Source organism: Oceaniferula marina, assembly GCF_013391475.1.
Classification (GTDB): Bacteria; Verrucomicrobiota; Verrucomicrobiia; order Verrucomicrobiales; family Akkermansiaceae; genus Oceaniferula; species Oceaniferula marina.
On sequence record NZ_JACBAZ010000001.1, the window covers coordinates 857,090 to 878,338 of the forward strand.

The 21,249-nt window shown below is 52.0% G+C and carries 14 protein-coding genes and 1 pseudogene; 7 read left to right on the forward strand and 8 right to left on the reverse strand.

Annotated features, from left to right (window positions below; translation table 11 throughout):
• Positions 1–74: 74 nt before the first annotated feature.
• The gene (locus HW115_RS03440) at positions 75–1,067 is read right to left on the reverse strand and encodes a hypothetical protein (protein WP_178931164.1); all 993 of its coding nucleotides are present in this window, start codon (positions 1,065–1,067) and stop codon (positions 75–77) included.
• Positions 1,068–1,389: 322 nt separating this feature from the next.
• Here HW115_RS03440 and HW115_RS03445 point away from each other — a divergent pair, with 322 nt between their 5' ends.
• Complete coding sequence (locus HW115_RS03445) at positions 1,390–3,912, forward strand: HzsA-related protein (RefSeq protein WP_178931165.1); 2,523 nt, start codon at positions 1,390–1,392, stop codon at positions 3,910–3,912.
• Between the two features lie 35 nt (positions 3,913–3,947).
• Here the strand turns inward: HW115_RS03445 and HW115_RS03450 are convergent, their stop codons facing one another.
• Positions 3,948–5,231 carry a glutamate-5-semialdehyde dehydrogenase gene (locus tag HW115_RS03450; protein ID WP_178931166.1) on the reverse strand — a complete coding sequence of 428 codons (1,284 nt, stop codon included), beginning with the start codon at positions 5,229–5,231 and terminating at the stop codon, positions 3,948–3,950.
• An 11-nt stretch (positions 5,232–5,242) separates the two neighbouring features.
• Positions 5,243–6,208 carry a cysteine synthase A gene (cysK, locus tag HW115_RS03455; protein WP_178931167.1) on the reverse strand — a complete coding sequence of 322 codons (966 nt, stop codon included), beginning with the start codon at positions 6,206–6,208 and terminating at the stop codon, positions 5,243–5,245.
• A gap of 226 nt (positions 6,209–6,434) precedes the next feature.
• Between cysK and rlmN the strand changes: the two genes are divergently transcribed.
• Positions 6,435–7,541 carry a dual-specificity RNA methyltransferase RlmN gene (rlmN, locus tag HW115_RS03460; RefSeq protein WP_178931447.1) on the forward strand — a complete coding sequence of 369 codons (1,107 nt, stop codon included), beginning with the start codon at positions 6,435–6,437 and terminating at the stop codon, positions 7,539–7,541.
• 71 nt (positions 7,542–7,612) lie between these two features.
• On the opposite strand, the gene HW115_RS03465 is transcribed toward rlmN, so the two are convergent.
• Positions 7,613–7,927: a glutaredoxin family protein gene (locus tag HW115_RS03465; protein WP_178931168.1), complete on the reverse strand. Its 315-nt coding sequence runs from the start codon at positions 7,925–7,927 to the stop codon at positions 7,613–7,615.
• A gap of 52 nt (positions 7,928–7,979) precedes the next feature.
• On the opposite strand from HW115_RS03465, the gene HW115_RS03470 reads away from it, so the two are divergent.
• A complete protein-coding gene (locus HW115_RS03470; RefSeq protein WP_178931169.1) occupies positions 7,980–8,291 on the forward strand; it encodes a hypothetical protein in 312 nt (103 codons plus the stop codon).
• Positions 8,292–8,355: 64 nt separating this feature from the next.
• Here HW115_RS03470 and HW115_RS03475 read toward each other — a convergent pair whose 3' ends face one another.
• A complete protein-coding gene (locus HW115_RS03475) occupies positions 8,356–10,188 on the reverse strand; it encodes a hypothetical protein (protein WP_178931170.1) in 1,833 nt (610 codons plus the stop codon).
• Between the two features lie 261 nt (positions 10,189–10,449).
• Between HW115_RS03475 and hemG the strand changes: the two genes are divergently transcribed.
• The 3 genes and pseudogenes from hemG (at position 10,450) to HW115_RS03490 (ending at position 14,896) form a co-directional block, all read left to right on the forward strand.
• Positions 10,450–11,853 (forward strand): protoporphyrinogen oxidase, encoded by a 1,404-nt coding sequence (gene hemG / locus HW115_RS03480; RefSeq protein ID WP_178931171.1) that lies wholly within the window; start codon positions 10,450–10,452, stop codon positions 11,851–11,853.
• A 139-nt stretch (positions 11,854–11,992) separates the two neighbouring features.
• Positions 11,993–13,405 (forward strand): annotated as a pseudogene (locus HW115_RS20165) (sodium:solute symporter family protein); the annotation flags it as partial.
• Positions 13,406–14,524: 1,119 nt separating this feature from the next.
• A complete protein-coding gene (locus HW115_RS03490; protein WP_178931173.1) occupies positions 14,525–14,896 on the forward strand; it encodes a SpoIIAA family protein in 372 nt (123 codons plus the stop codon).
• A 34-nt stretch (positions 14,897–14,930) separates the two neighbouring features.
• Here the strand turns inward: HW115_RS03490 and HW115_RS03495 are convergent, their stop codons facing one another.
• From HW115_RS03495 to HW115_RS03505, 3 genes are all read right to left on the reverse strand, one after another.
• On the reverse strand, positions 14,931–16,253 hold the full coding sequence (locus tag HW115_RS03495) for an alpha/beta fold hydrolase (RefSeq protein ID WP_227021243.1): 1,323 nt from the start codon (positions 16,251–16,253) through the stop codon (positions 14,931–14,933).
• Positions 16,254–16,447: 194 nt separating this feature from the next.
• Positions 16,448–18,952 carry an arylsulfatase gene (locus tag HW115_RS03500; RefSeq protein ID WP_178931174.1) on the reverse strand — a complete coding sequence of 835 codons (2,505 nt, stop codon included), beginning with the start codon at positions 18,950–18,952 and terminating at the stop codon, positions 16,448–16,450.
• A gap of 135 nt (positions 18,953–19,087) precedes the next feature.
• Complete coding sequence (locus tag HW115_RS03505; protein ID WP_178931175.1) at positions 19,088–20,140, reverse strand: helix-turn-helix domain-containing protein; 1,053 nt, start codon at positions 20,138–20,140, stop codon at positions 19,088–19,090.
• Between the two features lie 337 nt (positions 20,141–20,477).
• On the opposite strand from HW115_RS03505, the gene HW115_RS03510 reads away from it, so the two are divergent.
• Positions 20,478–21,245, forward strand: coding sequence for an outer membrane beta-barrel protein (locus HW115_RS03510; RefSeq protein WP_178931176.1), 768 nt, complete (start codon positions 20,478–20,480; stop codon positions 21,243–21,245).
• Positions 21,246–21,249: the final 4 nt, after the last annotated feature.

Sequence of the window (21,249 nt, forward strand, 5' to 3'; positions counted from 1 at the left end):
TATTCATTTGAGTGTTCTGGTTGGAATTCTATTTCCAAAAGAGATTACGGCAAGCGGGCGCACCATATTGCAACTTATTCAGAAGCTACCTGCTCACCGTCGGACACGCTTTCCGAATCGACCTCCGGTTGGATCATGGCTTGAAAATCTTTGATCCACTGAGGAGCATCCTTGTGTGTAAGATTCGTCTCAAGGTGTTTCAACATACGCAATGCCGAAGCCCGCTCATCTCCAGCCTCAAAACAATCCACTTCCATCTCCCACTGAAGTTGCGGCCGGGTAATACTCAAGAATTTTTCCATTTGCGGCGACCTCAGCGCATCTTTCTTACCAATGGTCGTACCTTTGGCTTCGGTCCATTTTTCGAACACCATGCCCTCATGCATGATCCGCTGTTTCCATGCGGTACGTAATCGACTGATCCGGTCAGGCTGTCGCAAAGGCGGCATGACCACCTTGTCGTAAATCTGGGCAATATCCAAAGCGGATTTGGGCCAGTCCTTTACTTTGATATTCAGCTTGTATGCTTGGGCAAACACAGAACTCAGCGCATTTTGGCCCAATACCGCACGGTGTTCTTTCAAGGTTTCAGCATGTTGAAATATCTGGTCCAGATGCTGGATCGCCCGATCTCCCAACTCACTAACATCCCCCTCACGGCGTGCCGCCTCAATACTCAACAAAAGCCATGAAAGCTGGTGTCTCAAGGCCATCCGCATCGATGATGAGCTTAAGCGTTGCTTGTTTTTACGTTTCCAATCGCGAAACTCCTGGCTTTTCCGCTTCTCATCTTCAAAGTGCACCTTTTCATAACACTTCAAATACAAATCCATGGTGGCATCATCCGAGCGAATGGCAGCCCGGTAATCCTGAATAGCCCTGCGATACAAACCGCTGACCCGGTCATCGGATTGCTTTTGGATTTTTTCGAGCTGGTCCAGCAAGGCAATGCGATCAGCCTCGGTCAGATTGTCGGTTTGAGCCATGGCACCTGTGGCCATACATACGGAGAGACAGGCAATCCATGCTGCGCATGGTCGCCTTTTCAAGCGGATTGGGATCAACATAATAATCGTTGGTTGGTGGTGTAGGTGGTGAGGCAAAAACAAACCGGCAAAGGTTCTCAGCCAGCGATTCTGCCTATGACACTTACTATACGCACCCCTAGGCCTCTGACGAGCGGTTTTTTTCCTGTCAGATATCAATCCCCTGATAATCACTCCGCTAAGAGCTTCAGGTCACCTCCAAGAACTTCAATCTCAGCCAGGTAAATGAGAACTCTCCGTGTCCGGCAGTGGCAAAATAAAATTAACGAACAAAAAGAAAAAGGACTGAACGTATTCAGAATAGCTCTCCCTATCTCAGCTTCCCCCATCCTTCAACTGAATCATGCCCGTCGCTACCACCATCCCCCGCTTGTTTTTCATTACAATTCTGCTGTCCGTCTGTCTACAGGCATCCGAACCCAACTCGGAATACGCCACCCTGCAGCACGCACTCAAACACCAAGGGCCAAAATCCGATGGCTACCCCCGACTGAAAAAAGAAGCATTCCGACAAGAATCCCTCATCCTTGCCAGTGATCAATCCCCATGTGATGTCATTTTACGCCGCACCCAGGCATTATTGAATCACCTGCGGCAAATGAAGAATGCTCCTGATTTAGACGAGGAACAGAGCGAACTTGATACGCTTGCTCTTCAGGTGAACAAACAAGCGAGTGGCGAATCTGACCCAAAACTATTCGACCAACTTTGCCACATTCGACGCCGAATCGCTTTGAAAAATCCACTACTCGACTTTGATCAAATCCTTTTCCTCAAACACCACAAACAAGGCAGAGGAGAAATCCATATGGTTGATCAATATCTCGGATTCAACCAAAAAGCCGGCGGCGGCGTCTTTATTTTGGACAAGGCGTTTTCCAACACGCCCGGTGTTCGCCATTTTCTTGAATCAAGTGTGGTCAAATCAGGAAGACTACAAGGAAAACCGCTCACCCCGGGGTCTTTCATCTCTCTCGATCTCGACTACGATGCCCAACGGATTGCATTTGCCTACACCGAAGCCCACCACGAGCACCTCGGGCCAGAGGCCGACTGGTCCAATCAACATTGGAGCTACAAGGAATGCCGCACGAAATCAAAAAACTACCGGCAATACCATTTCCGACCGGAAAGCACCTTCCACATTTACAGCGCAAACATCGACGGCTCCGATTTGCGGGCTCTGAGCGATGGCATGCACAACGAATACGATCCCTGCTTCATGCCGGACGGACGCATTGCCTATATATCCGAGCGCAACGGTGGTAATCAACGCTGTGGTAGCCGGGCCTTACCCTCAGGGACACTTCACAGCATGTGCGGCGATGGATCCCAGCAGACCACACTCAGTTGGCACGACACCAATGAATGGCAGCCAAGCATCGATAACCACGGCATGATCGTTTATACTCGCTGGGATTACATCGACCGGGATTCTGACGTCGCTCACCACCTCTGGACCTGCTACCCCGATGGACGAGACCCTCGTAGCAACCACGGCAATTACCCGGACTCCCGAGAAAGCCGGCCATGGATGGAGATGTCCATACGGGCCATTCCTGACTCCAACAAGTTCGTTGCCGTTGCGGCCCCTCACCATGGTGAAGCCTACGGGTCCCTCATCCTCATCGACCCTGACATTACCGACGACAGGCAAATGTCTCAGATCAAACGGCTGACACCGGAAGTTCTGTTTCCGGAGTCCGAGAAAGCTCCAGGCGTCCCCCACGCCAAAGGCAAACATCGCCCCAAGGGTGAAGTTTACGGATCCCCCTGGCCACTCAGCGAAAACTTCTATCTCTGCGTCTACGACCCGGGACAAAAAAACCATGGCATCTATCTGGTTGATTCTTTCGGCAACAAAGAACTCCTGTACCGAGACCCGAGCATCGCCTGCCTCGATCCCATCCCGCTGAAAGCGCGCGCACGACCTCCTATTTTACCCATTCAAACCGCTGCCTTGAGCGAACATCAAGAAACGAGCAAACCCGAGCTCGGAACCATCGCGATCATGAATGTCTATGACTCGGCTCTCCCTCTTCCCAAGGGAACCACGATCAAGGAACTCAGGGTGGTGGCGGTTTTCCCAAAATGGAATGCCTTTCAAGATCGCCCTCGAATTGGACTGGCCGACCAGTCACTCGCACGAGGAGTCTTAGGCACAGTCCCGGTCGAAGCCGACGGCAGCGTTTACTTTGAATGCCCCACCGATATTGAAATCTATTTCCAACTACTGGATGAATCCGGTGAAGCGATACAGTCGATGCGTTCCGGAACCTACCTCCATCAGGGAGAGAGAATGAGCTGTATCGGATGCCATGAAAACAAACACCATGCCCCCACGAACAGAGGGAAACGCCCCATCGCCATGAAACGCGCCCCCTCAAGACTAGTCCCCGAAGCCCCGGGGTCCTACCCCCTCACCTTCCCCCGACTCGTCCAACCCGTACTCGATCAGCACTGCGTGGAATGCCACAACCAAAAAAGCTCCAACACCTTTTCTCTCGACGGGGCGACCGTCCAGAAAAATGGCAAGGCCGTCCCATTTGGATGGAGCAACGGGTTCTATCACCTCCGTAAATATGGTTGGGGAAAACATGGAGGCAACGGAGCCTTAATCAAAAAGAATCACACATCTTATTCCATCCCCGGAAAAATAGGGGCCAAGGCCTCCCGCCTGAAAACCCTACTGGATCAAGGCCACCACGAGGTAAACCTCACTCCGGAGGAAAGACGAAGACTCACCTTGTGGATGGATTGCAACACCAACTTCTTCGGAGCCTACCGTGACACCCGGAAGCAGGCGGAAGGCGGTATCGTCATGCCGAAAGTGCATACCATCAAGCCGACCCAACAAGCGCGCTGAGCCAGCTTCAAGCTAAAACTTGCCAACCTAACAGATCAAGTTGTTGCGCACAGAGCCCGGGTCTGGCCAGAGCCCCGGATTCGGTATTGATAGGATGTCAACTCACGCAAGCCCATCGGCCCGCGGGCGTGCAACTTATCAGTGGAAATACCAATTTCCGCACCAAATCCAAACTCCCCGCCATCGCTGAAACGAGTCGAAGCATTATGATAGACACAGGCACTGTCCACCATCCGAAGAAAGCGAGATGCCTGTTGATCGTCCTTGGTGATAATACAATCGCTATGACGTGAGCTATGCTGGTTAATATGGGTAATCGCTTCTGCCATATCATCTACGACTTTGATTGCGACTATCATATCGAGATACTCGGTATCCCAGTCCTCAGGAGAAGCGGGAACAACAGCACTGCCAAGAATCGCCTGAACCTGTTCATCGCCTCGCATTTCAACCTCACGGGCGCTGAAGGCCTCAGCCATCGCAGGCAGGAACGATTCTGCAATATCCCGGTGAACCAACAACGTTTCCAAGGCATTACAGGCACTGGGTTTATGAACCTTCGAATCCTCGGAAACGGCCACGGCCATATCCAAATCGGCATCCGCATCCACATAGACGTGGCAAATGCCATCGTAATGCTTGATCACGGGCATGCGAGCCTGAGAAACAACCGCTTCAATCAATCCCTTGCCACCGCGCGGAATAATCACATCCAGCCACTGGTCCATTCCAGCCATCACACGAACACTCTCACGATCGGTGAAAGGAATCAGTTGAATCGCTTGTTCAGGTAACCCTTGGGACTCTCCACCGGCTTGTAAGGCCGAGGCAATCGCCCGGTTCGAATGAATGGCTTCCGAGCCCCCTCGCAAAATCGTGGCATTGCCGGATTTTAAACAAAGCACAGCCGCATCACTGGTCACATTCGGGCGGCTTTCATAAATGATCCCAATCACCCCGATAGGCACGCGAACATGTTCAATTCGAATGTCATTCGGACGAGTCCAGGAATCGAGAACCTCTCCTACCGGATCAGGCAATTCAGCCACTTCCTCAACCCCCACGGCAATGGCCTCCAAGCGGGAGGAGTCTAGGCGAAGGCGGTCCAGCATCGCCTCCGTCAGACCGTTGGCCTCACCGGCATCGATGTCTTTTCGGTTCGCGTCGAGGATTTCATCAGCCCGATCACGCAGGCCATTGGCCATCGCACGAAGAATCGCATTTTTCTGATCAGCATCCAACACAGCCAAGGCATGGGCCGCAACCCGAGCCTTGGCTCCCATACCAAGGATCTCCTCCTTGATTTGTTCTTTATCCATAGCTCGGCAAATTAAATTTCAGACACAGGCATTGAACTGACTTCTTCTTTGGCGGCTTCGGCAAGGGGGGTGCTGAGATAACGCTCGGTCGAACTGCAGGCGACAGTGACAATACGCTTACCCGCAAACTCGGGGCGCTTGGCCAACTGCATCGCGGCCCAGATATTGGCTCCACTGGAAATCCCCACTGGAAGCCCCTCGTTCTTGGCTACGGCCTGGGCTGTTTCAAAAGCATCTTCATTGGTCACACAAATCGTCTCATCGATAATATCGACATTCAGGTTGCCAGGAATAAACCCGGCACCAATTCCTTGAATCTTATGAGGCCCAGGCTGGCCTCCTGAAATAACCGGGCTGGCAGCGGGCTCCACAGCAATCGCTTTCATATCGCAACGTCCTTTGAGAACCTCCGAGACACCTGTGAGTGTGCCACCAGTTCCAACACCGGCAACAAAAGCATCGATTTTCCCATCTGTTGCCGACCAGATTTCTTCAGCTGTCGTCTGACGATGGGCTTCCGGGTTGGCCGGGTTATCAAACTGGCTTGGACCAAACGCATTACCACCGGCTTCTTCAAGAAGCTGTTTGGCCTTGGCGATCGCACCACCCATTCCCTTCGGTCCAGGGGTCAATACAATCTCAGCCCCCAGCATACGAAGAAGAACCCGACGTTCGAGTGACATCGTCTCGGGCATGGTCAACACACAGCGATAGCCTTTGGCTCTGGCAACAAATGCCAAGGCGATCCCTGTGTTTCCGGATGTGGGCTCAATGATGGTGCCCCCTGGCTTCAAGGTTCCAGCCTGCTCTGCGGCTTCGACCATTGAACGTCCAATGCGGTCCTTCACACTAAACAAAGGGTTGAAAAACTCGGCCTTGACCAGGATTTCTGCATCCAGTCCGGCTGTGATCTGATTCAATTTAACAAGCGGCGTATTGCCGACGGTTTCAACGAGGTTGTTTGCTATTAGGCTCATGATTCGATTGTGTTTACGATGAAAAAACTAAAAACTAGGGGCTGTACAGACAATGGTCGAACGACTGTTTAGATCGTCCATGTCCATTTTCGCTCAATTTATCAGACGATCAAGCATCATTCGCTTGGATTTCTGTCATGCACCCCCATCGTGGCGCTCAGCACGTCACCCTGATAAAAAATCCGTGCCTTTCACCAAATCCGTGCTACAAGCCGATGTGCCCGCTATGACAAATCCACCACATCCTACCGACTCCCTGCTCGGCCTGAGCAAAGAGGATCTGGAATCCTATTTCACCTCCGAGGGGGAAAAACCATACCGCGCCAAGCAGGTGCTTGAGTGGCTCTACCAGCAGCGCGTCAACGAGATTGACGAAATGAGCAACCTCTCCGCCCCCATGCGAGAAAAACTTGAGGCCCGCTTTCACATCAACAACCTGAAACACGTGGAAACCAAGGGGTCCGAAGACACCACACGCAAGTTTCTCTTCAAACTCGACGACGGTCGTTATGTGGAAACTGTCTTTATTCCGGCTTCGAAAGGATTGAAAGGCAAGCAGTCATCGAGAAAGACCATCTGTGTCTCATCTCAGGTGGGTTGTGCCTACGGCTGCAAATTCTGCGCCTCCGGTCTAGCCGGCTTTACCCGCAACCTGACGGCAGCCGAAATCGTAGGCCAAATGCTTTCGGTGGAACAAATCACCGGGGAAAAAATCAACAACATCGTCTTTATGGGGATGGGCGAGCCTCTCGCCAACCTGAAAAACCTGATTAAAGCGCTGGAAATCATCACCAGCCATTGGGGGCTGAACATCGGCGCGCGCAGCATCACGGTTTCCACATCCGGTCTCGCTCCCGCCATCCGGAAACTGGCTGAATTCCCGGTTCCTATCCGACTCGCCATTTCATTGCACGGGGCAACCGACGAGGTCAGAGACCGCATTATGCCCGTCAATAGTAAGTGGCAGATCAAAGAACTCTTTGATTCGCTCCATTATTGGCGCCAATTCAAAAAACAAAAAATTTCACTCGAGTATATCCTGATCAAAGATGTGAACGACGACTTGGAGCAAGCTCATATCCTCGCCAAAAGAGCCAAAGGGATTAACGCAAAGGTCAACTTAATCCCATACAATACCGTCGAAGGCCTTGAATGGGTCAGGCCCACGGAAGAGCATTGTTACGCCTTCCGTGATGTGGTCGCATCCTATGGCATCAATACCACCCTCCGCCTTGAAAAAGGAAGTGATATCAATGCCGCCTGCGGCCAGCTACGCCTGAAAAAAGAAACCGCCGAGGGCATTGTCAAAGCTCCAGTCAAAGCCGGCAGGTAAATTCCTGACGCCCCCCCCTCTCAGTGGGATGAACAGCGGAATGAAATCCTAAGCCTGCGGGGTGATCAGCATCAGCCGTGACCAACACAACCGCTGCCGGTAGGAGCATCCGCGGCATCCTCACGAGCCGACACCATACCTTCTTCCAGCAGATACTGCTCCACCTCATCGCCTGAGACATCGGCAAGCATGTGACCATTAACCGTAACGCAGGGACTCAGCGGCTGACCGCTCTTCTGTTCCATTTCCCAGCGAAAAGCGGGGTTCTTGATAATATCCTTCTCCTCAAAGGGCAGCCCATACTTGCGCAACATGGCACGAACCCCCTCACTCCATCCACAAAAGGTCTTCAAATAACAAACAATATCCAGTTGGTGATCACTCATAGCGTTAACTTGTAATTTCACCGGAATTGATCATAGTCCCACAACATTGCAAATGGAAACGCACGAACATGACGCAAGTCCCCAGGCAACAGTTCTGACACTGACTGCCGATGGACGTTTATACGATGGGCTTGGACGTCCATGCCCAGCTTCAAGCATCGGGCAACAGGAGACTCTCGAAATCATGCTGGATGCCCGAAGTCTTGGCGCAGGTGACAAGCCTGAAAAGGAAGCTAAGAACAAGCGCAAGGAAACGCTGCCATTTATGACCCAATCGCTCCACTACGAACTGGTCGAGTTCCTCCCCCGGCAAACTGGGCAATGCCTGCTACGTTACCGCCGCCTTCACTCCCCCAATACCTAAAAAACCACGCCCGAAATTTCGGACGTGGTTTTGAAACTTTATTGGCAAAATTGCCAAGCTCCTGTTACACCGCCGCTTGAGTTGCGGTTCTACGGTATACGGCACCAAGGATTTCACGACACTCGGTCACACTGTATTTGGAAACCACCGTTGCAAGAACAGCATCACCAAACCCTTTACGAAGCAGGTTCATATCATCCACCCACAAGGTGCAATCGGCATCCGTCATCACTTTATGCAAGCCAAGCAACTTGGAAAAAGCATCCAAATTCACCGCTTTGTCATTGCTGCAAGCTTTCTGAATCAAATCGATGTAATCCACTTGAGCAGCGTCTCTGGCGACAGTCACCGTCTCCGGCATCTTACCACTTGGAAGCGTTGCATACTTTTGGGATAGCTCACTGAAAAATGCGGATCCGTCCTGTGGAGCCAAGGCTACCAAGCGCGTTCTGCAGTCGATGGCTTCAGGTTGACCAAACTGGCGACCCCCTGACGCAGGACCTTCTGAAGGGGCCGGAATCGGTTTAGGTTTAACCGGTCCCATCACCGGACCAGGCCCGGAAGCGACCGGACTCACCGGACGCTGCATCATCGATGACTTTGCGGGAGCTGCAACCACTGTCGGTTTAGCCATCTCTGGAGCAGGCTCGTCAGGTGCTGATAAAATGTCCTCATCCGTCGGTCCATCATCCTCTTTCTTGGATCGACGGAAAAATCCCATCAGCGATGAGAAGACACCTCGTTTCGCCGCCACCGGCTCCGGTTGGTCATCCTCAGCCTCAATGTCATCGTCTTCAGACGACGCAACGGGTTCGTCGTTTTCTTCAGGCTCTGCCTCAAGCATTTCGACTGGTTCGGACTCAGCCTCAGCCTCGACGACCTGGTCATCGACATCAGAAATGTCAGCATCCTCTTCAGCCTCCTCATCCTTGAGAACAACGACGCTATCAGAAACCTCCTCATCGGATGCAACGGGCTCATCCGCTTCTGGGGCCTCATCCTTTGCTTCGACCGGTTCAGAGGCCTCTGCCTTGGCGGACTCTTCCTCCTTTTCAGCAAGAGGCTCGTCCTTTTCGTCTTCAGCCGTGATTTCTTCGACTTCATCACGAGCTTCGCCGTCATCGCCCTTCTCACTGACATCATCGGAAACGACTTCCTCATCCACCCCCTCATCGGAGTCTTCTTCCTTCTGGCTTTCGTAAGTGGCAATGGTAACCGCTGCGGTAGAAATCTTATCAGGGTTCAAAGGAAGCGGCTTCGTTGGAACACGAAGATCAACCGGCTTCTCCTCATCATTCATCGTGTCCTTCAGACTCTTCACCGGAGCCTTCAAGGGCACAGGTTGGGTCATTCCACTGAGCAAATCCTCACTGTCCCCCTCATCGTCATCCTCCGTAGCCAAATCCGCTTCCGTGAGCTCAATCGGGCTATCCCAAGGAAAGTCCTCACTCTGAACAGCCTCGGTCCAATCCTCTTCTTCCGCGTCCGTTGTCAGCATAGCGACTTCAAACTCTTCATCAATCAGCGAACTGTCGCTCAAGGTGGCAGCACCGTAAAAACGAACAGCCTGCAATGGCATGCCTCCACGCACCAACTCCTTGGCCATTTCCAAATTCTTCTCAGGCTCAGCTCGATTCCTCTCAATCACGGCATTCAAGAGCCTCATTGAGCGGGTAGGCTGACCTTTGGATACGATCCGAACAGCAAAAACAATCTCCTTATCAACAGGTGGGATTTCAGGTGCATTCCAGACCACTTTCGAAGCCTCACGGAAATACCCCGCCTCGTAGAGGAACCATACTACTTTTTTGCGCATCCCCCAGTCGTCTGGGTTTTGCTCTAGCAGTTTGATTAAAAGTTCCTGTGTGCCATCCAGGCCGTTGATTGAATTCATCATAGATATTGCAGGTTTTGTCTTCGGGATTCTTGTGCATAAGCCCTTCTCTGTCAAACCAGAAACAATGATAATTTTAATATCAAGATTTAGAAAAAGTTTATTTGTTGGAATAAAATTATAAAAGCATTAAAACATTTTCCAGCAACGCGTCTCATTTCAGAAAAATTTAAAAAAATATCAAGTAAACCTCTTCTCAACCAGCTCAGGATTTGCAGCAAAAAGAGATCGTCAACCTCAGGCATCCCGTGTTTAGATTCGGGCGTGGAATACAGAGCGAATACCGCCATTCTGGGAGCCGGCATTAGCGGGCTCTGCACCGCCTATCAATTGAATCAATCCAATCACGACTGCCTGGTCCTTGAATCCAGTTCAGAAGCCGGAGGAGCGCTGAAAAGCACCCAGTCTAATGGTTACCTTGCCGAACACGGCCCCAACAGCCTGCTGGTCAAAGATCAAAGGGTGAACCAACTACTGCACGCAACCGGGCTTCACCCGGAGCAAGGGACATCGGCACAAACGGCCAATGCAGCGGCAAAAAAACGCTACATTGTCCACAACGGCAAGCCTCACGCGATGCCCTCCTCCCCACTTGGAATGTTCAAAACCCCCTTGTTTTCAAGCAAAGGCAAACTTCGCTTCGCTTTGGAGCCCTTCATCGGCAGGTACCGCGGGCTAGAACAAGGACTCGGAGAAGAAAGCTTTGCCGACTTTGTTCGCCGCCGGCTCGGTCCAGACATGCTAGCCAGTGCAGCAGGCCCGTTTGTCAGCGGCATCTACGCAGGAGACCCTGAAAACCTCTCCGTCCGACATGCCTTCCCTCGACTCTGGAACCTGGAACACCACTACGGATCGTTCATCCTTGGAGCTCTGGCCCTGCAATTCAAACTCGGGCCTGTGGGTAAAAACCCGAACCGTCTGAGCCCATCATCCATGATCTCCTTCCGCAATGGCATGCAGCAGCTTCCAAGCGCCATCGCGCAATCACTTCCCCCAGGCCATTTCGAAACAAATTGCCAACTTCAAAACATTCAACAGCATGGAAGCTCTGACTGGGAACTCACGTGGACGGATAACAACAAGCAATGCCAACAAGGGGTTTTCAACAACCTGGTTCTGGCAGTCCCCCACCATCAATTAGCCAAACTGCCCTTACCCGCCGATTTGCTCAAATCACTCTCACCGGTGAGCAGCTTGGCATCTCCACCGGTAACCAGCCTGGTGCTCGGATTCAAACGTGAAGATGTCCGCCACCCGCTTGATGGATTTGGCATGCTCATCAAACAATCCGAAGCCTCCCCCTTGCTCGGCGTTCTTTTCTCATCCAGCATGTTTGATGGTCGGGCCCCGGATCAGCACGTAACCCTCACCTGCATGATGGGCGGCAGCCTCAACCCTCACTTTGCGGAAAACGACGACCAAGTCGTGCTCGACGAACTCAAGCGCCTGCTCGGAGTCGAGGGAGCCCCCAGCTTCAGGCACCGAACATCATGGCAACACGCGATTCCTCAATATTCTCTCGACTACCAAAAGGTAATCGACGCGATCCAGACCTGCGAGAATGATTACCCCGGACTCCACCTCGCCGGGAATTACCGTGGAGGTATCTCGGTCGGTGACTGCATGGTCAATGGCTTGGAACTTGGGCAAACGATTGTCTCCAAATGAGACAGCCCACTGCCAAATCCCTGATATTTCAAGTCATTAAGCAAAAATAGCCCCATAAAACGCAAGTTTTGCCATTGTCTTGATGGGGCAAGCTCTCTAGTTTCCTCCCTAACGTCAATCCTGACAAACCAACAAAGCTATGACAATCACTGCATCCATACTGCAAGGCATCGACTGGACGATCATCGGCGTCTTCTTTGCCATCGTGCTAGGTATCGGCTGGGTCGCCTCGCGAACCGCCGGTAAAAGCTCATCAGAATTCTTCCTCGGAGGTCGGGGCATGCCATGGTGGCTGCTGGGTATCTCCATGGTCGCCTGCACCTTCTCCTGCGACACGCCGAACCTGGTCACCCAATTCGTTCGTGACGATGGTGTGGTCAAAAACTGGGCTTGGTGGGCATTCCTCATCACTGGTATGGTAACGGTCTTTATCTACGCCCAACTCTGGCGCCGATCGAATGTGATGACGGACCTCGAGTTCTACGAACTGCGCTACAGCGGAAAAGGAGCCAGCTTTCTGCGAGGTTTCCGTGCCATCTACCTCGGCGTTTTCTTCAACTGCCTGATCATGGGCTCCGTATCACTCGCAGCGATTAAAATCGGTGGTGTGATGCTGGGAACCGGACCTCTTGTCACTATCGTGGGAGCTTCCGTTTTTGTCGTCATCTACGCCTCACTCGGAGGGATCAAGGGCGTTATTTGGTCGGACTTTTTCCAATACGGGATTGCGATGGCCGGAGCCATCTATGCTGCTTACGTTGCGGTCAACTACGCGGATGCCGATGTGGCAGTCGGTGGCCTCAGCGGACTGCTCGATCACGAAGCGGTCATCCCGAAGCTTGCCATCATGCCGGACTTCAGTAACTGGATGTCCTATATCCCCCTCCTTATCATTCCAGTTGCCGTGCAGTGGTGGGCAGTCTGGTACCCAGGTGCTGAGCCTGGTGGTGGTGGATACATCGCCCAGAAAATGCTCTCGGCGAAAGATGAAAAAAATGCCATCGGAGCCACCATGCTTTTCAACTTCATGCACTATGCCGTGCGCCCATGGCCATGGATTATCGTAGCTCTTGCATCGCTGATCATTTTCCCAAGTCTTGCCGACATCAAGGCTCAGTTCCCGGAGATCGACCCGGTCTACCTGAAGTCTGACATTGCCTACCCTGCGATGCTTGCCAAGATCTTAGGACCTGGTTGGCTCGGAATCGTAGTGGCTTCGCTGATTGCCGCTTATATGTCCACCATCGGAACCCACCTCAACTGGGGATCCTCCTACGTGGTGAACGACTTCTACAAGCGCTTTGTCAAAAAGGACGCCACCGAAAAAGATATGGTTCGCATGGGCCGGGTCTGCACCGTCGGCCTGATGATTTTTGCCGGCACCCTTTCCCTCACCGTGCTTGACTCCGCACAGCAAGGGTTTGAATTCCTCTTCCTTTCCGGTGCGGGAACCGGAGCCATCTACCTGCTTCGCTGGTTCTGGTGGCGTATCAACGCCATGACCGAAATTGTCGCCATGATTGTGGCTTCCGGTATGGCCGTCTGGCTCGTCTTCGGCCCCGGTGATGAAGGCGCTTTGAAATGGTTCATCGACAGCTCTCCTGTTGCCAGCAAAGTTCAAAAAGTTGAAGACCCAGCGCTGCTGGCCTTCATTGACACGGCGAAATCCGAAGGTGAAACATCTCTCGAATCCCTCAATGCAGAGGTTGCCAAAGCAGCCGAAGCCTGGAAGGACACCGATAAAAAAGACGAAGACGCCCGGGCTGCAGCCCATGAAACCTACGCCGTTGCGTATAAACGCAAGGCTGACATCGAGGATGCCCTCAAAGTAGGAGCTCTGACGAATGCCTACATCAAACTCAAGGCGCCCGAAGCTCTGATCGAAGTCAAGCCAGCACCCAAAGCCGACGACGCCAAGGAGCCAAGCGCTGACGAAACAGCAGTCAAAGCCAAAACCGATGCACTCATCGATGGCATCATCGCCAAGGCTGCAGCGAACGAAAAAGTCCAAGCTGCCGCGGCTCCCGCCTGGGCAGGCTCACTTGAAACCTTCAAGATGGACTTCCGCAAGCAACTACTCGAAACCATCAACAAACCTCTCGAGGCCAAAGGCAAAGAGACCAAGGGGCTTTACGCTGCAACGATCAACTTCGGAGGCATCATCAAAGATGACACCGTCTATGTCTATCACCCAGAGGTTGCTGGTCAGACATTCTCGGTCAAACTCATCCTGATGGTGGTGGTTGTCACCATTTCATGGATTCTTGGAACCCTGCTAACCAAGCCCGTATCCAAGGAAGTGCTCTACAAGTTCTACCGCCAGTGCCACCCCGGTGGACCAGGTTGGGCCAAGGTCATCGCCGATGCCAAAGCTGAAGGCGTCGATCTCCAAGGCAAGGATGGCATCGATTGGCAAATGCCTCTCAAACTCCTCTGTGTGTTTGTCGGCTGCGTGGTCATCTACGGTGCACTCTTCAGTGTCGGTAGCTTCATCTATGGAAACATGACTGGAGGTATCATCCTCGGGGTCGTCTCCGTCGCAGGCATCATCTTCCTGATGAAGGCCTTCACCAAGATCAAGACCGACTGATCCATCACAGGCTGATTCAGCCATGATTTTCAACGGCGGAATGCTTCTTGCATTCCGCCGTTTTGCGTTAACCTTGCAGGTATGATCACACGTATCCCCAACTTGCCCGACCATGTTCTTGGATTCAAAGCCACAGGGAAGGTCACCGGAACCGACTACGAAAGCAGTATCATCCCAGCAGTCAATGCCGCCCTCCAGCGCCACAAAAAAATCAGCCTGATCTACCATATCCCCGAACCCTTCGAGGGCTTTGATTTGGCAGCGGCTTGGGATGACACCAAACTCGGGCTGAAACACTTCAACCACTGGAAACGGATCGCCGTCGTCAGCGACATCCCATGGATTCATACGGGAGTCAAAGCCGTCGGATTCTTTTTCCCTTGTGAAATGCGGATATTCGCCGACGCCGATCTGGACGCAGCCACCCAGTGGGCCAGTGAAGCTGAGTCATAAAACTCCCTCCCACTCCCCCGCCTCCGGGATGCATTTATAAACGAGGAGCCATCAATCGATCCATGAGGGTGGAAACAATCTTCGCGCCGTCCTTACCCAGACCATTGTGCTCCCATTCATTGCTAACCCATTGGTAAAAATGAGGGATGTGCAAGGCCGTCTCCCTCGACAACTCGATCGGGACGTACATGTCTTCGTAATACGAAATGGCAGCAATGGGCACCTGATTCTTTGCCAGTTGGTCAAGATCGTATAAACGTCCCCAATCGTCTTTTTGGGCAAGGATTTCCGCACAATCTTTCAATGGTCGGAGATAAACAAAATCCTCCAACATCCACGGACCAATCATCTCCCCGGTAAAATTCAAGCGCGCTCCGGGTCGAATCGAAAAATCAGGAAACTCCTGCCTGACCCTCTCGGCAGCCCATGAGCTCGCATATCCTTCCGCATAGATGGATTCGTGAAGGATGCAGAACACGGGGTTGGTATCAAAGGCGTGCATCTGCTCGACCTCGACCAAAAAATCATACGCCAATTCCATGCCATCTTTCCCCTCAATCCATGCTTTTTCGATCAGGTAATGCAACTGTTCAAAGCCACCGTCACCACCAAGACACAATCCCAATGCCTGAAACCTCCTTGGGCTGAGCCGGCCACCGCTGGGTAAAGTCACTTCGCGGGCTCCCAGATAAGCAACAATGTCTTTCACTCTTTCTTCGTCCTCCGGATAGTGCCGATAGAAGGCTTCATTTTTCTCCAACACCTTCTGATAGGTCAACCGGTAGTTTTCCTCAGCCCGCTGTTTGATTCCGGCCACCCCTCCGGTGATGAGCACTCCGCTCAGTCCTTCGGGATGAAACGAAAGATAAGTCAAAAGGCAAAAGCCGCCGAAAGATTGTCCAATACCTGTCCATGGTTTTTCACGACCCAACAGCGTGTATCGAATCGACTCGGCATCACGCACAATGCTATCGGCCCTGAAATGACTAAGATAATCAGCCTGTTGCTCCGGGGTTTTCCATTGGGCAAGCGATTGGGGCAAGATCCTTGAGCTCAAGCCCGTGCCCCTCTGGTCGAGCAAAAGCAGGCGGTGCGTCTTTAAAACCTCGGCAATCCAACCGCCGTAATCCATGGGGCGGTTCGCAGGAAACCCGGGACCACCTTGAAAAAACACCATCCAGGGCAACGTTTCATCCGAACAACGTTTGCCATCAACCACTTCCCTGGCAAACACTTCGATCTCGGGCGATTGCTCATGGGCATAGTCCAAAGGCACTTGAAAGTAATGATCCCGCATCGCCATTTTCTTGAAATGACGAAACCCGGAGCATCGATGAGGTACAGCTGAAATCTTCATGCCTGCATCCAAGCGCATTCCCTCCGCGTGAAAAGGACAAAGATTCCTTTCCTTACACGATTTGACCGATATCCCGAGTCTCGCTTAACGGAAGGACAAGCGACCGTGCGTCTCAGGACGTTGATCGGAACGAAAGGGACAAGCTCGAATCTCCGGGCCAGAGCCTCACCCTGACCCGTATCTTCGATACCCAACTATTCGCTGGCTGGGTTGCTGTGCTGCATCGATTTCAGCTTCTGAATATCCTCCTCGGTGAGTTTCGGGCGGTCAATGCTGAGGGTTAATTTCTCCAATGTGCCGGTGAACCGAAATGGCGTTTGATAGTCCTGATCAGACACGGGAGATCCGGTATCAGCACCAACGTCGAAACTTTCACACCATTGCATCAACATCGGAATCGTCTTTTCCATCTTCTTTGTAGCCACAACCTTACCGTCAACTTTGAGCGTCCCTGTCCCCCCTCGACCAAGGCCACTGGGGCTTCCGTATTTCAGGGTATCAGCGCCCAAGCCATCATACTGAAAATCAAACTCAAGGGTATGCTTCCCTGCGCTCAATGCTTCTTTCCCTTCCCACCTAACACGCTGCATACCAAACAGGTTGTACACGTAAACGGGCTTTCCTTTCAGCAAATAGAAACCATAACCGGCAAAACGTCCGCCATGCGTCACCATCATACCTTCAGCTCCCCCGTCGGGAATCACCACCTCAGCCTTGATGTTATACGATGAGGCCAGAACGTTTGGAGCATTTCCATTGGGCGTTCCGGTGACTTCTCCAGCATAAGTGAATGACGACCGCCCCGCTGTGAGGTTGGGACGAGGCAGAAGTGAACGGGTAAAGGTGGTGGTATCCATCGGCAATACCTGGTTTTTATCCGCTTCTTCCCAGAAAAGTTTTTCCAGAGCCTTCACCTTGTCCGGATATTGAGCGGCCACATCATTTGACTGCGTCCAATCCTTACTCAGGTCATACAATTCCCACGGCCAGCTGGCGGGGTCATGATTTCCCTTGCCACTGTTATCCCACGGAGTGCGCATTACTTTGGTGCTAAGAATCCAGCCGTCATGATAAATCGCACGATCACCAATCATCTCAAAATACTGGGTCTTATGCTTTGAGGGAGCCTCCGCATTCTTTGTATCGAAGGTGTAAAGCATACTTACACCATCCATGGGTTCCTGTTTGATGCCGTCGATTTCATCAGGCAGCGGAACGCCAACCGCTTCGAGAATCGTTGGCGCAATATCCACAACATGGTGGAACTGATGACGGACTCCCCCCTTCTCCTTGATCACCTTGGGCCAGGAAATCACCGTTCCTTGTTTGGTTCCGCCAAAGTGAGAACAAACCATCTTGGTCCATGAAAATGGAGTGCCAAAGGCCCAGGTCCACCCCACTGACATGTGTGGATAAGTCTGTTCCGAACCCCAGACATCGTAATACTTCATCTGGGCCTCTACAGGCAGATGCAATCCCTGAACCGAAGCCACCTCATTGGGAGTCCCCGTCGGTCCACCTTCGGAGCTGGTACCATTGTCACCCGTGATATAAATAATCAAGGTGTTGTCCAATTTACCCAGATCCTCGACAGCCTGAATGACACGTCCAATTTCATGGTCCGTATACGCCACGTAGGCAGCAAACACATCCGCCTGCTTGATAAATAATTTTTTCTCCAGATCCGACAGTTGATCCCACCGCTTGATTAAATCATTCGGCCATGGCGTCAATTTGGCATCCGCTGGGATAACGCCGAGTTTTTTCTGATTGGCAAAAATCGTTTCGCGTAACTGATGCCATCCCTCATCGAAAAGGTGCATCTTGCTTATTTTGTCAATCCACTCCGGTGTCGGGTGATGAGGAGCGTGGGTCGCACCCGGAGCATAATACACGAAAAACGGTTGATCCGGATTGAGAGCATCCACAGTCTTCATATAACCAATCGCATCATCTGCCATCGCCGTTACAAGATTCCATCCGGGTTTATTTTCATATGGGTAAATATAGGTGGTGTTTCGAACAAGGTTGCCTGGCTGCCATTGACTGGTATCCCCACCCATGAATCCATAAAAATAATCAAAGCCCATACCCAGTGGCCACTGATCAAACGGCCCGATCTTACTGGTAGGCAAATCCGGTGTGTTATGGTTTTTACCGAACCACGAGGTGACATAACCGTGGCCTTTGAGAATGCGCGCCACCGTCGCCTTATCCTTCGTCATCATCCCATTGTATCCGGGATACCCGGTAGACAACTCCGGAATCGTTCCCATCCCCATACGGTGGTGGTTTCGCCCTGAAATAAGCGATGCCCGCGTCGGCGAACAAACGGCCGTGGAATGGAAATGGGTGTATCGCAACCCCTGCTTCGCAATTCTGTCCATAGCCGGTGTCGGAATCACCCCTCCAAACGTGCTGGACACCCCGTAACCGGCATCATCCGTAATGATTAAAAGGATGTTGGGAGCCCCCTCGGGAGCAACCATCCGCGGTGGCCAATAAGGCGTTGAGTCAAGGACATTGCGTTCAATTTCCCCGTCAAATTTCTTATCAGGTGGTGGTGGAAGTTGCTTTCCGTCAATGGTCGTGGTCGAACTTGGGGATCCGGGAGGAGCCACGGCCTCCGCCGAAACAGAAGCAAGGCCTAGCCCCATGGTCGTAGCTCCAGAGATGATATACTTGATTGTTTTGTTCATGGTCAAAGAACTGATTTTTTCAGTCCCTATCAGAATAAGGAATGGAACTGACCCCATCAACGTGAAACCCTATCCAAAAACCGCAGTCTCCCCCCTCCATCATTCACACGTTCACACATTCACACATTCACACGTTCACAGTACCGAAGCCGAAGCCGAAGCGGACAATGCCGCGCCCTCATCACCTTGCAGGGGTCCATCAACATCCAGATCCTCACACCGACGAGCCAAGGTTTGGCCCGCACTTTCTCCGAACATCGTTTGATAGTATGTGGAAAAATGCCCCATATGTGAAAAGCCAGCCTCCAAGGCAAGCTGCTTCACTTTCCCTGGCTCCGGATCAGATTGGAGCAAGGCGTGGTGAACACTCTGCAATCGCTGCAAACGGAGAAAAGCTACCGGCCCGGTTCCAACCATGTCTTTGAACAAGTTCTCGACCCCGCGCTCCGAAAGGTGGGCCGACTTGCAGAGGTCTTCCACAAAAAGAGGCTCCCTAATATGGTCCAGAATATAGTCCCGGGTAGCACAAAACTTTTTATAACGCGTAAGGACCCGACCAAGGCTCTTCACTCCGCCTCGGTGCAAGCCTTCACGCAATGCTGCTAGATAAGTAGGTAATAAAAAGCGGCCCAATTCACGGCAAACAATCTCCTTAACCGACTGCTTGTCGTAGCTCTCAACCGCCCGTCTCATCGCCCCCAACAGCGACCTCAAATGCTCCTGATTGATCCTTCCAACCTCCATACCAAAACCACCCCCAGACAAAAGCTGATCCATTTCGGGAACATACACCTTGAGAGCCTCCCGAAACACATCCTCCCGTACCGTCAGCAGCGCATTAATCGCGCCTGCCGGATTTGTGGCATCCAGCTTTGCCCCCGGAGGAAAAAAGCCCATATAACCCGATACAAAATCGGTTTCAAAATTAAACGAATGCCCTTCTTCCTCACATTCCACCACAAAGCTCATCGTATACGAATCAGAAGGCATCTCACCACGATAAAGCATTGCCGACCCGGCCTTCACCCAGTCCAAGCACATCACGCCGAAATCCACTCTCAGCAATTCGCTGAACGTCGGTTCATGACTGAGCTGGCAGGGTTCGATACAGGCACCTTTGACCACAGAGGCAAAATGCTGAGGATCCTGAAAGACCATTTCAGTCACGAAACATACGTCCGTTTGCATACCTACTGATATCGTCCCCCCCAATAAAGATCAAGGATGTTTACTGCGGATATTGGATACGGTTCAGCTTTGTATCAAAAGACAAATATAACAGAATGATACTCAGCTAAACGGTCCACTCATGGGTGACAGAGCTAAAGGCGACACTCCCGACTCCAGCGACGGAGTGATCGAATTCTGGAGCTCTCATCTTGACGGGGCCCAATCCGAAAGAATCGCCCCTCGAAACCACATTGGCCATCTACACCCCTAGGCTATCAAGGATAGTCCGCCGCCGCTTACACCGACATCTCATCAATCACCCGTAATACAAGCAAACCAACCAGTAAATAAATCGATGAAAAAAACAAGCCTCGCACTCATCAGCCTCGCACCATTGACTGCTCTCGCAGGGGAAGCCATTCAAACAAACAGCAGCACGTATTCCATCCAATCCGAACATTCAGAATGGTACTACCGTGTTGCTCTCTACGGATGGGGCCAATCTCTGGACGGCGACATCGGAGTCATGGGACAAACCGCAGCCGTGGATGTTGATTTTTCAGACTTGGTCGAAGACCTCGAAATCGGCCTAATGGGAGCTGTAGAAATAGGCAAAGGTCGGTGGAGTGTGCTTCTGGACCTCAATTACGCCGACCTCAGCGATGAAATCAGCACGCCAAACTCGAAAATCGATTTCGAACAAGAGCAACTTGTTGGCAATCTGGTGCTCAACTACCAAGCCATCAACAGCGATGTATCCAAGCTCACTCTCTTCGGAGGCATTCGAGGCAACTGGCTCGATGTCAATATGTCCTATACCGGAGGCCCACTCAAAGACAGAACGCTGGATGAAGACAAATCTTGGGCAGACCCGATCATCGGACTCCGCTACCGGCAGGACTTAGGGTCTTCCATCTATTTACGAGCCCTTGGTGACGTCGGAGGTTTTGGAGTTTCCTCTGATTTCACATGGCAAGCCATGGCAGGACTTGGCTGGCAATTCAACCCTTGTGGAGGGCTCTTTCTCGGCTACCGGGCGATCGGAACCGACTATGAAGACGGAGGGTTCACATACGACCTCTCGGCTCACGGCCCAATGATTGGGCTAGAATACAAATTCTGAGCCT

Coding starts and splice junctions, on each gene's coding strand:
- HW115_RS03495 (WP_227021243.1), bottom strand. CDS start 16,253: ATGAAGATTTCAGCTGTACCTCATCGATGCTCCGGGTTTCGTCATTTC.
- HW115_RS03505 (WP_178931175.1), bottom strand. CDS start 20,140: ATGCAAACGGACGTATGTTTCGTGACTGAAATGGTCTTTCAGGATCCT.
- HW115_RS03450 (WP_178931166.1), bottom strand. CDS start 5,231: ATGGATAAAGAACAAATCAAGGAGGAGATCCTTGGTATGGGAGCCAAG.
- HW115_RS03470 (WP_178931169.1), top strand. CDS start 7,980: ATGGAAACGCACGAACATGACGCAAGTCCCCAGGCAACAGTTCTGACA.
- HW115_RS03465 (WP_178931168.1), bottom strand. CDS start 7,927: ATGAGTGATCACCAACTGGATATTGTTTGTTATTTGAAGACCTTTTGT.
- HW115_RS03490 (WP_178931173.1), top strand. CDS start 14,525: ATGATCACACGTATCCCCAACTTGCCCGACCATGTTCTTGGATTCAAA.
- HW115_RS03510 (WP_178931176.1), top strand. CDS start 20,478: ATGAAAAAAACAAGCCTCGCACTCATCAGCCTCGCACCATTGACTGCT.
- HW115_RS03475 (WP_178931170.1), bottom strand. CDS start 10,188: ATGATGAATTCAATCAACGGCCTGGATGGCACACAGGAACTTTTAATC.
- cysK (WP_178931167.1), bottom strand. CDS start 6,208: ATGAGCCTAATAGCAAACAACCTCGTTGAAACCGTCGGCAATACGCCG.
- rlmN (WP_178931447.1), top strand. CDS start 6,435: ATGACAAATCCACCACATCCTACCGACTCCCTGCTCGGCCTGAGCAAA.
- HW115_RS03440 (WP_178931164.1), bottom strand. CDS start 1,067: ATGTTGATCCCAATCCGCTTGAAAAGGCGACCATGCGCAGCATGGATT.
- HW115_RS03445 (WP_178931165.1), top strand. CDS start 1,390: ATGCCCGTCGCTACCACCATCCCCCGCTTGTTTTTCATTACAATTCTG.
- HW115_RS03500 (WP_178931174.1), bottom strand. CDS start 18,952: ATGAACAAAACAATCAAGTATATCATCTCTGGAGCTACGACCATGGGG.